Annotated in this window: 10 protein-coding genes, 1 tRNA gene and 2 pseudogenes; 11 read left to right on the top strand and 2 right to left on the bottom strand. The window is 59.2% G+C overall.

Translation table 11 applies throughout. The features are described 5' to 3' along the window. Positions 1-21 precede the first annotated feature (21 nt). Positions 22-507: a hypothetical protein gene (locus BJ6T_RS20820; protein ID WP_014494451.1), complete on the bottom strand. Its 486-nt coding sequence runs from the start codon at positions 505-507 to the stop codon at positions 22-24. A 326-nt stretch (positions 508-833) separates the two neighbouring features. On the opposite strand from BJ6T_RS20820, the gene BJ6T_RS20815 reads away from it, so the two are divergent. Both BJ6T_RS20815 and BJ6T_RS20810 read left to right on the top strand, forming a co-directional pair. Further along, a complete protein-coding gene (locus tag BJ6T_RS20815) occupies positions 834-1,322 on the top strand; it encodes a hypothetical protein (RefSeq protein WP_014494450.1) in 489 nt (162 codons plus the stop codon). 170 nt (positions 1,323-1,492) lie between these two features. Continuing rightward, positions 1,493-1,567, top strand: a tRNA-Thr gene (locus BJ6T_RS20810). Positions 1,568-3,052: 1,485 nt separating this feature from the next. Here BJ6T_RS20810 and BJ6T_RS20805 read toward each other — a convergent pair. Further along, positions 3,053-3,436 carry a hypothetical protein gene (locus BJ6T_RS20805; protein WP_141378678.1) on the bottom strand — a complete coding sequence of 128 codons (384 nt, stop codon included), beginning with the start codon at positions 3,434-3,436 and terminating at the stop codon, positions 3,053-3,055. Between the two features lie 616 nt (positions 3,437-4,052). On the opposite strand from BJ6T_RS20805, the gene BJ6T_RS42640 reads away from it, so the two are divergent. The 9 genes and pseudogenes from BJ6T_RS42640 to BJ6T_RS20750 all read left to right on the top strand — a co-directional run bounded on the left by BJ6T_RS42640 (position 4,053) and on the right by BJ6T_RS20750 (position 13,274). Next, a complete protein-coding gene (locus BJ6T_RS42640; RefSeq protein ID WP_144038006.1) occupies positions 4,053-5,060 on the top strand; it encodes a COG3904 family protein in 1,008 nt (335 codons plus the stop codon). A 597-nt stretch (positions 5,061-5,657) separates the two neighbouring features. Continuing rightward, a complete protein-coding gene (locus BJ6T_RS20795; RefSeq protein WP_014494445.1) occupies positions 5,658-5,882 on the top strand; it encodes a hypothetical protein in 225 nt (74 codons plus the stop codon). A gap of 156 nt (positions 5,883-6,038) precedes the next feature. Then, entirely contained in the window at positions 6,039-6,800 is a 762-nt protein-coding gene (locus tag BJ6T_RS20790) for a HipA family kinase (protein WP_014494444.1), read from the top strand. After that, the gene (locus tag BJ6T_RS20785; RefSeq protein WP_014494443.1) at positions 6,797-7,639 is read left to right on the top strand and encodes a hypothetical protein; all 843 of its coding nucleotides are present in this window, start codon (positions 6,797-6,799) and stop codon (positions 7,637-7,639) included. Before BJ6T_RS20790 ends, BJ6T_RS20785 begins: the two co-directional genes overlap by 4 nt. 778 nt (positions 7,640-8,417) lie before the next feature. Then, positions 8,418-9,056: a cysteine hydrolase family protein gene (locus BJ6T_RS20775; RefSeq protein WP_014494441.1), complete on the top strand. Its 639-nt coding sequence runs from the start codon at positions 8,418-8,420 to the stop codon at positions 9,054-9,056. Positions 9,057-9,357: 301 nt separating this feature from the next. After that, a pseudogene (locus BJ6T_RS43750) lies at positions 9,358-9,789 on the top strand (YciE/YciF ferroxidase family protein); the annotation flags it as partial. An 862-nt stretch (positions 9,790-10,651) separates the two neighbouring features. Further along, the gene (locus BJ6T_RS49685) at positions 10,652-10,894 is read left to right on the top strand and encodes a DUF6894 family protein (RefSeq protein ID WP_014494439.1); all 243 of its coding nucleotides are present in this window, start codon (positions 10,652-10,654) and stop codon (positions 10,892-10,894) included. 64 nt (positions 10,895-10,958) lie between these two features. Then, positions 10,959-11,287: pseudogene (locus BJ6T_RS48485) on the top strand (NYN domain-containing protein); the annotation flags it as partial. A gap of 427 nt (positions 11,288-11,714) precedes the next feature. Next, positions 11,715-13,274 (top strand): hypothetical protein, encoded by a 1,560-nt coding sequence (locus BJ6T_RS20750; RefSeq protein WP_014494437.1) that lies wholly within the window; start codon positions 11,715-11,717, stop codon positions 13,272-13,274. The last annotated feature ends 319 nt before the right edge of the window (positions 13,275-13,593 follow it).

Genomic DNA, 13,593 nt, shown 5'->3' with positions numbered 1-13,593 from the left:
TTCTTGAATTCTTGACGTGTCTTAAGTTGGCGGCCTTCGGGGCGCCTGTGCATGCGGCCGCGACCGAGGACGCCGCGGACGGTCGTTGATCTCAGGCGCAAAGATCACCGGCGGCGGATTGACGGGCACGTCCATCTGCGGTGGCAGCGGCGCCGATTGCACACCCCAGCTCTGGTAATAGCTCTCGGCAGGCTTCGGCAATTTGCGGTTGGCGGGCGGCTCGACCTCGAGCCGGCCGTAGCCGGGCCGCAGGCCCATGGTCGGATAATAATGGCCGACGTCCTCGGGCTGCCGCTCGGCGATGTAGCGCCCGCCATAGATGGTCGGCTGCACCTGGACGTTCTTGCCGAGACCCCAGACACCCTCGACCACGCTGTAGGACGCGTCGATGTTGTTGATGATGATGGGCACGCCCGGGCGGCCGGGCACGACGATATCGAAGCCGCCGCCGGCAAACGCCGTCGCGGGCAATCCGATCAGAAAGGCGGCGAGCGCGAGAGCGCGCATGACGGGACCCCGGTTATCCGGCGACAACCTATCCGATCGCGACGCAGAGAGAGTTAAGGCCCGCTCACCAACTTCAGGTAAGCCTAACGCGTAAGGATCGCATCGTGCTCGAATGCCGCGAAGCGAGCTAGCGAAGCGTTAACGCTGTGCGGAAGCCGCGATGCACGGCTTCGCGCGGACCAGCCTGGATTGCGTGGCACAAACCGCACATCCCCCGCGCGATCACATCGAAGTGACGCCGCCCGAATGAAATCACGGAACGACTTGTCGACGATCGCACTTAGCGTCGCACTTAACGATGCTCTCAACCACATGGAGTAAATACCATGACGAGCCTCAAGTTAATCGGCGCCGCCGTGATCGCGGTATCCGCACTCGCGAGCCCTGCAATGGGTCAGGCCTCCATCAGCAACCCGGCCGCCTGCGAATCCATGTTCCCCAGCGCCAATTGCCTCAATGCGGGCGCCGGCAGCCCTTACGCCACCAGCCGTCAACAGCGACAATATAGGCGGACAGCCTATCGCGACCCGGACCGCTACAACAACGTGACCAGGCAGGATAACGGTTTCTGGCCCGCAGCGACTGCGGGCGCGGTTGCAGGTGCCGCCGTCGGCACCGCGGCAGCCGTTGCCTCAGCGCCGTTCCGCAGCTGGGACAATTCCTACGCCTATGACACTTCCGGTGGGTATGCCGGCGGCCGCGGCGAAATGGGCTGGTACGGCAATTGGGATACCTATGCGGCCCGCAACGGCATCGTTTGCCGGCCCGGGACCTGGTACAAGGGAGCGGACGGCCTCCAGCACATCTGCCAGTAAGGCCTTCTTCCATCGGGTTGAAGGGGGTTTCAGGCGGCCCTGCGGGCCGCCTGTTTCATGTCGGCGAAACCCAACCGTCTGGTTCTGGCACTTTCTAACCAAGTCTGATATTGCGGCGCGCACGGGCAGACAGCCCCGGCACATGCCGGCCCTGCCCGCTTCCAAGCGTGGCCGGCTTAGCTCAGCGGTAGAGCAGCGGTTTTGTAAACCGAAGGTCGGGGGTTCAATCCCCTCAGCCGGCACCAAATAATTCATATGGTTCAATATGATATAGCAGTCACCAGTTTGACACGTCGGAAGTTTTGCCCGAAAAAGCCACCGGGAAGCCACGGAAAAAGTTAAACGCCTGCACCCTTCGGAGCGAGCTTCGGCAGCGGATTGCAGTCTCGGCCTGCGCATCATTGGCCGCCTGCTGAGTCACACTCAGGCTGCCACCACCGCGCGCTATTCGCATGTCGCGACCGATCCCGCGAAGCGCGCTGCAGACTTCATCGCTGGACAGATCCCCGACGGATGATTGGCAGAAGGTAAACAGCCTGCCACGTTTGGAGCGAGTTCTACACGCTCGTTCTGGTGGGGCACGGCGGCATTCCGAGTGGCCCTTCCTATAAGATCATCGAAAGCCCGATTAGTTCAACGGGACTACTCTCACTCAACAGGCCAATCGGCCGTGCTGCGGTTTCACATCTGCGAAAGTAGAAACCAGTCGCGAGCTGTGGAATTGGGGGCGGATGGCTGAGTCGTTCGGCAACAGTTTTACTGTCGTTGAGGTAGCCTCGGACGATACGAAAACTGAGATCTGGATTGCGCTGGCTAAGCCGAGCTAGGCGCTGACCTTGGTACTCGCGGCCGTGCCTGAAGGCTGGACGGCGGAAGCGTTGACGGCTGAGCAACAGCGGATGTTCCAAGAAATCGAACTTGATCCTGGTGATGTGTAAAGGTTGACCAAGCCTAAGTAGGCTTGCGCCGTTCGCCTTCGGCTTTATTCACCCCCCTCAGAAGCTCTTCGATATAGGGGGCGATGTCGCCAATTGCCGCCTAAAACTCGGCTTCGGAAATGCCCTGCCCCTTGGCAGCCTCGATGAGACGCCGCGTGAGTTCTGCTACATCCTGCGACGCGCCCGCAGTCTGGTGCTGCCCCACAGCGTGCTGTTCTCCACCCAGAAATCGATTAACTCGCGGGCCTTGTCTGACATGTGACGTTCCCTGCCGATATAGGGTTAGCGCCGTGGGGCAAATAGAGCAAGTAGAACGCCCACTCTACTGCAGCGGCGCGGGCTTGTTACTGACGGGCGCCAAGTAGCACGACCTCGTCATCCGAGGCCCGCTCTGCCCAAACGGTGGGCGCGCGGTCTATGCGCAGCGTACCCCGAGCGCCTGACGCGCTACCGATCAAGAATGGAAGACAGGGCCACCAAGGCATTCGAGCGAAAGCACGGGATCAAGCGGCCGCGCAAAAGCAGAAAGATTTCCATCGGGCGTCGCCATCTGCGGAGAGAAACGACACGCGCCGAGATCCGAGATCTAGTTTGGAGTAAGACAATGATCCGTGCGGCCGGCGATCTTGGCATTTCCGAGTTTACCCTGCGAAAGATATGTAAGCGCTGGCTGGTCCTGGTCCCGCCCGCGGGCACTTCAACCACAAAGATCTCAAGAAGCGGCCGCGTAAGCCGGCGCTGCCGCCGATCAGCGCGAGCGAGCCAGCAGACGTTGCCACCTGATTTTGGAAGCTACTTGCAGCCGCCGTAGTACTGCGAGGGGACAAATGTGCCGTTCATGATCGAGTGGCGGCTATGTACCGATCGACCGTCTGTATGACTGATCGTCGTGGTCTGAATTGCGCCTGTGGCCAGTTTTTCTTGAAATGTGATGGCCTGGTTACCGTTGAAAACGTCTAGGTCAGAAACGCCGGCGTTGCCGATCAGCACAGCTTTCTTGGTTAGTGTGTCCAAGACAAACTCGAGCCTAAAGCTCTCTTGCTTTATTCCAGATGGCGATGCCATCGCCTCGTATCTACATACCCAGCGCAGGCTATCAGCACGCGCATTCAGGAGCCCGGCGCCGAAGGTGATCGCAATCGTCAGCGCAGCCAGCATACAATTGAGAGTCTTCATTCCCCTGCCCCAGTTTTGCAGCGCTAGTAGACAGTGGCGCAATTCATACACGGCTATCCCTGCGCGACCTCCCTCAGACATTTGCCTGCATAAGCTCGCAAGCACCATCTGCTGTGGCTCATCCAATAGTCGAACTCGACTGTCGAATGACTTCGTGGTTGCATCCCCAAACTAATAACACTATTTGGGGGACCAGGGATGAAACAGCTTATTTTGACGGCGGCGTTCTTGCTGACCGCTACCGCGGCCGACGCGCAATATTTAACTGGTACCGGCTCTAACCCGAGCACGCACACATCGTCTGGCTACACCCGCAGCAACGGAACTTACGTGGCGCCTTACGTCGCTACAAATCCCAACGGCACGCAGCGTGATAACTTCGGGACCAGCGGCAACTACAATACGTCCACGGGTCAGAGCGGTCATCGGACGCCTCGATATTGAGTGCGACCGGCGGGCGGATCGCTCGATAAATGTTGCTTCGTCGCGAACCAACTAAGCGGGGCACGCGCCCTCCGCAATGAGCCGACAAGCCTTGTTGGGCTTCGTGGCAGCCAATCCCCTTCGGCCTTGCGTACGCGTCGAGGTTGCGAGACAATGCTCGTCGATTGGGGGAGTGATGGGCAAATCGCGCTCAAGTGTCTTAATTTCGCTTGTACTTCTTACGTTATCTACTCACGGCCACTCTGCCGAAGTCAAAGTCGGCGTGGGTAAATCTGGGCAAGCGACGATCTGGATCACTGGAGAAATTGTTCCAGGCGACGCCGACAAGTTTTTGCAGTCAGTTCGCCAAGCCAACGATTCCGGGAAGTTTGTCGCGAACGTGAGGCTGGATTCTCCAGGCGGCAACTTGCTCGAAGGTGTAAAGATCGCCGACGCTATCAGGTTTGGCAAAACGTCTACCAACGTTGGCAAAACAGCGGTTTGCGCCTCTGCGTGTTTTCTGATGTTCGCTGCCGGTTCGACCAAGAACGCCGGCTACGGCGCACAAGTCGGCGTCCACGGAGCTTCAGGAGAAAATGGCGAAGAAACTGCCGCGTCAGGTGCTGCAACAGTATCCATGGCGAAAATCGGAAAGGAGCTCGGCGTCCCAGCCGCCATCATTGGTCGGATGGTCGTTACGTCTTCGCAGGATATGGTCTGGCTGAGCCCTCAGGAGCTTCAATCAATGGGCGTCACCATGATGGGCCGTCCATCTCAGGTCACTCCGCCCGTCGCCAATCTGCAGCAAACTCCGCCAAATGCACCTTTGTCGTTGTCCCCATCAGGCAGTGGCGTCACCGCTTCGCGGACCTCCAAGCCTGATACTGCCCCTACTTGGGCGGAAATGGTAAACAAGGCGATGGACCGATCGGCGAGTCAGAATAACGGAAAGCCGCTCCTTCATCGCTCCTGCCAGCCTGAACTAAAGGTGTGCAACATCGGTTTGAGCTACGTCGATAATCAAGGCAAAGTCGCCTTCTTGAAAACGGTCGAGGACATGAACGGCAAGGTCATCGTGCGTGAAGCATGCACCTTGAATGAGTTCAAGGATGTCCGAATCTGCGTCGACTGGGACACCGGTATCTCTCATCGTGACATGAAAGACAGCAGCGGGACTTGGTCCAAGGTCGCGGATCAATAAGTCTTCGTGCCTGTCGGGTCACGGCTAAAGCTAAGCTTGAAGAGACATTCCTGCAAAGCATACCCCTAGGAAAATCCCAGGTCATTCGTTACCGCGGAGCTTCCGAAACTGGATGACCCGACGCCAGCCTGCCGGGCGCGGCTCCGTCCGGGACGGCCGGGGGGATCGTCGTCAAAAGGCGTCCACTCGACGTCTTCCATCCCGTAGGCGATGTACCACCAGCGCTCGGTGAGCGAGGCGCCAGCCCATGGGAATTCCTCTGGCTCGGATTCCTCGTCCTGCGGATCGCCAGCGTCGAGGGGTACCGACTTGGCAGGGCTGTCCCATACCACCCCGCCGTTGGGGAGCTCAACGTATTCGCACTCAGGCGCATTCGTGCATTCGTCATCACGAACGCTAGGTCGTCTTCGTCATCGGCGACGAATAACCCGACCAGGTCGCGGGTCTCGATTGTGCGAACGAGGTAAGCCGGCACGCGCTGGGGTATTCCATGAGGGAGCTACCATGCCCGCTAACTCCCAATGTGCCAATGCCCTGTGACCGCTTGCGTTCGCGCTAAAGTTGCGTCAAGCTCATTGTAGGACTGGGAGGACGAGCGTGGCACCGGACTGGCACGAATACGCAAGGGGCATCGAGAAGCAGCTTGAGCAACTGAGGAAAGATCTCGAGCCCCTTGAGTCGGGAAGGATGACGCTAGGTGAGCGCGAGGGAAGCGGCGCCTGGGTAGACGTCACCCAGGAGGCAATTGATCGCAATAAGCAGGTGATTGCGACGTACGAAGCAATTCTGAAAGACGTCCGAGAGAATCGGATCAAAGGCTAACCTCCGGACGGTCCACCTCTCTGCCCATGCTGATTTGCTGAGAGCCATCCCCTTCCGGGGGCCCCTTAGGGCGCCGAGCAAATCTCGCCGGGCCGGACCAGCGTACTGCGTCGTTGACTCAGCCACAGAGGTGCCCCCACCATCCGGGTAGGCCCCATGACCCACTCGCAGCCCATGTCCATTCGATTCGGCGTTCTACTTCTCGGCGCTGTGCCCGTCGGCACCGGACTGAAGGGCGCGGTGCGCGGTTTTGCGGACGTTCAGGGGACGGACGTTGCGGTCGTCGCCAAGAAGTTGCCCGACGAAGAAATCCTCGGCGAGATATACTGCTCTCTTTTGTGCCGCGCGGTCGGCCTACCGGCGCCCGAACCCCTGCTCCTGAAGGATCAGGCAACAGGCGCTTGGATGTTTGGATCTGTCGATCTTCCGCACCCGAATTGCTCGCAATTCTTGAACTTCGACGCCGGGAGCCCTCAGTCGCAATCGATGCTCGGCGAATTGCTCAGAAATTGGCCGGCACTCCCAAAGGTCGCGGCTTTTGACGAGTGGATCAACAACCGGGATCGAAACCTTCAAAATATCCTCTGGCAGGACGAGAACACGTTTGCCTTGATTGATCACGGTAAGGCGCTCAACCTCGACCCGCACTACGCCGATCGCAACGTCATGATCGAATGCTGGCTGGCCTTTGTGGCTAACAGCGACCAAGTGGCACAGCAGCGGCTGAAGCGCGATGCACTGAGGTTTGCGGATTTGTTCGACGACGTCCAGGCCCGTGATTGCGCCGCGGAGCTCGTCGGCGTCGCCGGACCTGACCTACCCCAGGCATTCGCCGCTTTTGTGTGCGATCGTTTGGTGAACATCGTTAACCACATCGGAATAAGGTTCCCCAACACGCAGCTTAGGATGCAGCTATGAGCATCAAACTCGATGTCCAAACAGCGCCTTCATACCGGGCCAGCTGGGCGCCAGTGTTTTTCGAACCCATCACCGGCTCGGGTGAGCGCATTACCGTGGCCATTGTCGTCTCTGATGCGGCGGGCGGGGAAGTGAAGCGCACGGTGCGCGAGGACGTACTTAAGGCCCTGTATGGGTCGAGGCGGGCGCACTTGTCCCAGATGATCGATTTCGTGCTCGATGCGCTGCGGTCGCAAATAGGCAACGCAAATCCCACCATTCCGCTGACTGGTTTCTCGCTCGGCTCTTGGAAAGAGGCGTCCTCGCGCGCCGAACGATATGGCGTATTGCGCCAAGCCGTCTATCGATCGTGCTCGATGGCGAGTCTCGACGAGCTCGATGCGCAAGAGGACGAAACTACCGCGCAAGAAGGAACCAAGCAGTGGCAGGCGCAAGTGCGGCAAAGCGTCATCGAACGCCGTCCGGAACTCGCGAACAGCTTCAATTGCGATGTGCAGCTCATCTCAAACGGCATGCCGCCGCGGATCGGTTTCCTTTACGAAAGCCGAGGTGCCAATTTTGCCACTTTGCGGCCGAATGGACTCTCAGCATCGGTTGGCACTGTGCGGGGCAAGCTCTACGAGCTAGTGATGGTGAAGCGTGAAGGCTTCGTGAGCCGGGGTGCAGTGATCTTGGGCGCTCCTCGCGAAGACGACATCACGTATCCTGAGAAGGCATTGCAAGCGACAATGCGAGCGATCGCCGAGTTGAAACACGAAGCAGCCAAAGACGATCTCGAGCTGATCCCGGCACACAGCGTACCAGAAGCAGCGGATCAGGTTCTGGCGCTGGCTGCATAGCGCCATAGTCGAGCTCTGATCGGCACCACGGTGCTCGGGGCACCCTCGACCAGCCCCATCAGATGCGCCCGCCCATAAATTCAGCGCTTCGCGCTTTTCCTTGAAGTAGATGTTCGTGTCATAGGTGCGCACCAGCCAAGGGGGCAGGTGGTTCAGCACCGCCTCGGCGACGTGAGGGCGACTCCCGAGATGCCGAACCCCGTCCTCAGCTCCGTGTGGCGCCGTTTCGCTTGCCGTCCAACTCGGAGTGCCCGCCGGGGCAACAGGGATAGGCAACCGCCTGCCATCACGCCGTGGTCCCTTCAGGTTCCCCTACCCCCACACGGGTCCTGACAGCGTCTGCAGCCCCCTCGATTGCAGCGATATCTTGCTCGAGTTGGGCGGTCGATGACCGGCAGTCGAAGCCCTCCCTGGCCTTTAGGTCGACCGCCAAGCGCCGGCGGTGCATCCGTAGATCCTCGAGCGACTGGCGATCCTTCAGTCGGGCATAGCCATCGACAATCAACTCAATCGCACTCGACATAACGCTACCCCACAATGAAATTCGCATTTGCAATGCGGATAGGCTAGCGGGAAGCGGGACTGGAGTAAATCGACAGCGCGACATCAGCCGAGGTTGAGAGCCGGCGGCAGCTGGACGCGGTGCGTCACCGCACCTTTGACCATCTTTCCCCGCTCATTGCCGCGTGGCTAGCCGGGTTGCTCGCCGCAACCCCTTTTCAGGACAGGAACCAAGGTCGCGCCGCTCCGTTGAAGCTCACTTTCGAGGACGGCGCCAATGCCAAAGAACGATGAGCTCCGCTTTGGGGCACCCGGAGAGAACGCGGTTCATATTTGCGTCGACATGCAGAGGATGTTCGCGGAAAGCACGGCATGGAAGATGCCGTGGCTGCCGCGGGTTTTGCCGAATGTCGTTTCGGTCGCGGCGGCCCACCCCGAGCGAACCGTCTTCACCCGGTTCATCCCGGCGCAGAAGCCGGGCCAGGGTGCCGGCATGTGGCGACGCTATTATGAGCGCTGGGGATCGATGACCATCGACGAGCTTGGTCCCGAAATGATCGGACTGGTTCGGGATCTCGCGCGGTTCGTACCGCCCGCACGCATCTTCGACAAACACGTTTACTCGCCCTGGACAGGAAGCGATCTTCACGAGCAGCTGCGCGCGGCTCATGTCGATACGATCATCATTACCGGCGGCGAGACGGATGTCTGCGTGCTGGCGACGGTGCTCGGCGCCGTCGACTGGGGATACCGCGTCATTCTTGTCACTGACGCACTTTGCAGTTCGGCTGACGAAACGCATGATTCCATGATGAACATCTACATGAACCGCTTCGGGCAGCAGGTGGAATGCGTAACGACCGAAACGCTTCTCGGCAGCTGGCCGGGCAGCTCCAGGGCAAGGCTTGTGTCATGAGTAAATCCTTCTCGTGCAGATTCTCCTGCCGAAGGAGCGCGGTGACGGAGAGCCGGTTTCGCAAAGCTGGTTCGAGGAATTCCTGGAAGAACTGACCGGAAAATTCGGCGGCGCGACCAGCTTTGTCCGGGCGCCCGGCCAGGGTCCTATGGCGCAGCGGCCACGAGGCCGAGCGGGACAATATCGCGGTCATCGAAGTCATGGTGGCAAAACTCGCACCCGAGTTCTGGCGCATCCTGCGCGAGCGGCTGGAACGTGAGCTTTCGCACGCTGTAAGATTGGGAACGCTCTCCATTACCGGCTGTTTGCAGAGCAGAAACACAGGAGGACGCCATGGGCTTTTTTTACCAAGGACTTAAAGACGCTGAACGACCTCTTCGTGCATACGCTGCAGGATATCTATTACGCCGAGCAGCAGATCGCGAAGAACCTTCCGGACATGATCGAGAAAGCGAGCGATCTCGGCCTCAAGAACGGGTTCCAGACGCATCTCTCCGAAACCAAGGGCCAGATCACCCGGCTTGAGAAAGTGTTCGAGATGCACGGCGTCGAGGCTAAGGGCGTCGATTGCCCTGCGATTGACGGAATCCTCAAGGAAGCGAGCGAAGTCGCGGGCGATATTGACGAAAAGCAGGTGCTGGACGCGGCACTGATCGCGGCGGCCCAGGCCGTCGAGCACTACGAAATCACGAGGTACGGCACCCTCATCGCATGGGCCAAGATGCTTGCACGCCGTTGGCCTTATTCCTTGGTACGTGGCTGGCCGGTGGTGGTGTGGTCTTCCACCTTCCCTTCGCTTTTGAGCTTTGCGGCTCTGTCCTCGTTCTTCTTTGCTGACTCTTCCTTATCGCCTGGAGTAGCGCATTGCGAACCGGCCTTGAGGTCGCCCCTCACTTGGGCCTCGTCGGCTGAGTTCTGCTGAGATTTATCCTGCTGGAGCTTGTCCTCGCATTGCTCGGCCGATGCGGAAGCGGCGACGCAAGAGAAGGTCATTGCGAAAGCGATTGCGATCGATCGATGCATAGAGGTGTCCCTTGATATTGGCTAATTTACGCCGGAGCGAACGTGTGCGGCGCGGCGTTCATTGGACTTAACAACCTTCGCAAGGCCGCGCTTTCCCCCACCTCTTCTGCCTTAAGCGAAAGCGGCACAGGGAAGGACGATTGCAATAGCGAAGGCGAGACAGACGACTTTCATGCTGCGGTTCCTTTAGCGACCAAGCGGCTTACGGTACATTTCGTTCCTATCGCTGACGCGCGTCCCGGGAGACGATGTCGCTGACGCACGTGGCTAGGAACCCGGGCTGCCACGGAGGCTTAATCTGCGCGCACCGCCTTGTTCCGCAACATTTATCAGCCTGGACTGGAGTTCGCATGCTTGCTTGTATTCGATGCTGGCTCTTATGGCTGATGCCCTCCAGGTCATCGACATGCGGCCGCGACAGATCGCGGCGGGCACCGGCACCGCCGACGAGATATCACTACAGAAAAATCGTGGCCGGCAATGTCGAGCGTTTCGGCAGGTAAATCGGTCGGCCCGGCGTGAGATTAAGAGGCCCATAGGAACGCGGCGCAGGAACGGTCGTTTTAGGTTTTATGAAGCGGTTTTACTTCGATCTAGTCGGCTCGTTCACGGCCTGCGACAGGGTGGGACATCAATGCGCGTCCCGCCGCGAGGCGAAGGAGCACGCCAAGTTCATCGCTCATCGCACTGGCGCTGAAAAGCCACCCTTCGCGCAGCCTGGCAACTACATCAGGGTCCGGGACGAAAACGGTGCAGAGATTTTCGAGATTCCGATACAAGTCGGGCTTGGCTATTCTATGCGGCAGGTATCTTAGGCGGCGAGCTGCGATTTTTTTATGCCAGTCCTTCCGGCTCCGCGTTTTGTTATGCGCTTCCGTGCTCGCCGTGGACGACCTCGAGTTCGCCGAGCAATCGAACAATGAGCTATTCTCGGGCGACGGCGACTTCCGCTCCCTGGTCCAGGCCGTCCAGCGCCGACGGCGTCCGAGTCACCGTGATTTCCACCATCGCGAGCCAGCCGCTGATGATCGCCGACGGTGATGCGCCGCCAGGCCGACGTCTTCACCGACCTCGTCGAGCTGCAATCCAAGCTCGGCCGCGACCCCTCCGAACGCCCGGCCCCGCGTGACCGCAGCGAGCGTGGCGAGGGACGCCATCATATGCCGAAGTTCCTACAAGAGCCGAAGGGGAATGACCCTCAAGAGTGAAACCTTTTCGTACAGGCTCGTGGGGCGCCTTGGCCCACGTCTTGCTGCATCGCGCCAAAGACAGGCACTACGATGGCGCTTGTTTCAGATCTAGACGAGCAATGCAGCCCTTGGCGTGGGCGGCTTAGCCGGTAGTTACTCACCAACTTAGACTTGATTGAGATCATTTCTCCTGCCATTGCCCTAGGTCGGAAACCCTCTGGTTATGGTGTAAGCCGACTTTGAGCCCCCTTAGCGGACTCAAGCGGTCTATTGTTCCACACCCGGGACGTCAGCGAGTGACCCAAGCGGACCTACCCGCCCGTACCGCCTCATTCCGTTGTAGCGAGTCGGGGACTTCGGTCTCGGGGTGTACCCACTTATAGTTTGATCGCTGCCTGACGAAACACCCTAAGATTGTGTTGGATGCAGTCGAGGAGGACTTCCGATGCGCAGGCAGCCTGTTCCGCTTACTCCGGGTGACCTAGTCAATCGTCAAATTGGCACCGACGACAACCTGATAGGCAACCCTGACGCACCGACCCTATTCGGTGATGCTGGTGGTAGCATGTTTGACTTTTCGAAGGGAGGGAACGACACCTTCGATGAAGTCGGACTTTCCAATTACACATTTTATGGCGACGTGGTTGGCAGCATTTTCGATTTTGCGCAGGGCGGCGATGACACATTCAACGGACTCCCAACGGGAGGTGTCACTGCCTACGGGGACGCTGGCGTGGACATGTCGGGCCACAGTAAGGGGGGCAACGACACCTTCTTGAGTGGAACTGGCAGACAGCAAATCAATACGTTCTTCGGCGATGCCGGCGGCGCCATGTCGGGTCACGCTCGGGGCGGCGACGACACCTTCATAACTCAGACGGTACAGGGCGGCACCCACACCTTTTACGGCGATGCGGGCGGCGACATGTCTGGCCACAGCAAGGGTGGCAATGACAGCTTCCAAGGCTCCAGACAGGCTACAAACACCTTTTTTGGTGACGCCGGGAGCAACATGACCGGTCACGCCCAAGGCGGCGATGACACATTCACAGCCAGAACGGACTCAGGCAACTCATTCTACGGAGATGCCGGCGGTGACATGACCGGCCACAGCAAAGGTGGCAACGACACCTTCAACGGGGCCTTGTTCGCAACGCAGGTGTTCTACGGTGATGCCGGAGGCAACATTTCCGGCCATGCTGAGGGAGGTGACGACAGTTTCACGGGATCCGGTGGGGCGGTAACGTCAAAGACCTTCTATGGCGATGCCGGCGGCGACATTTCCAGTTTTGCCAAGGGCGGCAACGATACTTTCGTAAACGAGGGCGGCTCCACAGTGTCTTTTTACGGGGACGCCGGCGCCACAATGTCCGGCCATGCGCAAGGCGGCGACGACGTTGCAGCGCTGCAGGGGAGCAAGAACTTCGCCGTCGGCGATGCTGTTACGATGTTCGACGCTGCCAGCGGAGGTAATGACAGTCTTAGTGGCGGCGACAGGTCGTTGACGGACGTTGTGAACCAGCTCTATGGCGACGCACAGGTCATGGGCGGGGCGACCCAAGGAGGCGATGATCTTATCTTCGGGGGCCACGCCGTTGACAGCGGCCGGGTCGACAACTTCTTATGGGGCGATGCGGCGCAAATTTCAGGTCGCGCCAAGGCCGGCAGCGATGTCCTATACGCGGGGACGGCTGGGCAAGGTGGCACAGTCAGCAATGAGATGTGGGGAGATGGTGAACTGAGCGGCAATGCTCATGGAGGTGCCGATACGTTTGTATTCAAGGACAATGGTCTAATGACCGTTGGTGCCAACAATCTCATCCGGGATTTCAGCCAATGCCAGGATGACAAGATAGCTTTCATTGATGTTGCGGGCGTGCAGTCGTTCGATGACCTTGTCATCACTCAAAGCGGAACTAGCACGATTATCATGGCGGGAGCTGATCAAGTTACGCTTGCAAACTTCACGCACTTGATGACGGCGAATGACTTTTTGTTTGTTTGAGAGCGTTCCTTCGTCGGCGATCTAGTCACCGATCCTCAAATCCAAGGCAATCGCTCCAATGAATTCGGTCCTCAACCGCGACTGCTCCTGCTCATAAGCGAACGCATCATGAAGATAGCCCGCTGGATCATATCCGGCGGGCTGTTCGCGATGCGACTACTTCCCCTTCATCTTCGGGTCATTGATGTCGCGCCCGGGTTGGTCGATCCAGGGCTGCTCGAATCGCCTTGACCGCTAGCGGCCGCCGGAGAATTGCCGCCGCCGCCCGATCCAGCACCCCCAGCCCGCGCCGCCGCCGGCTCCGCCTGATCCAGCAGTC

This window comes from Bradyrhizobium japonicum USDA 6, from assembly GCF_000284375.1.
Classification (GTDB): domain Bacteria; phylum Pseudomonadota; class Alphaproteobacteria; order Rhizobiales; family Xanthobacteraceae; genus Bradyrhizobium; species Bradyrhizobium japonicum.
Note: the sequence above shows the minus strand (reverse complement) of the source record. Positions and strands in the feature narration are given on the sequence as shown.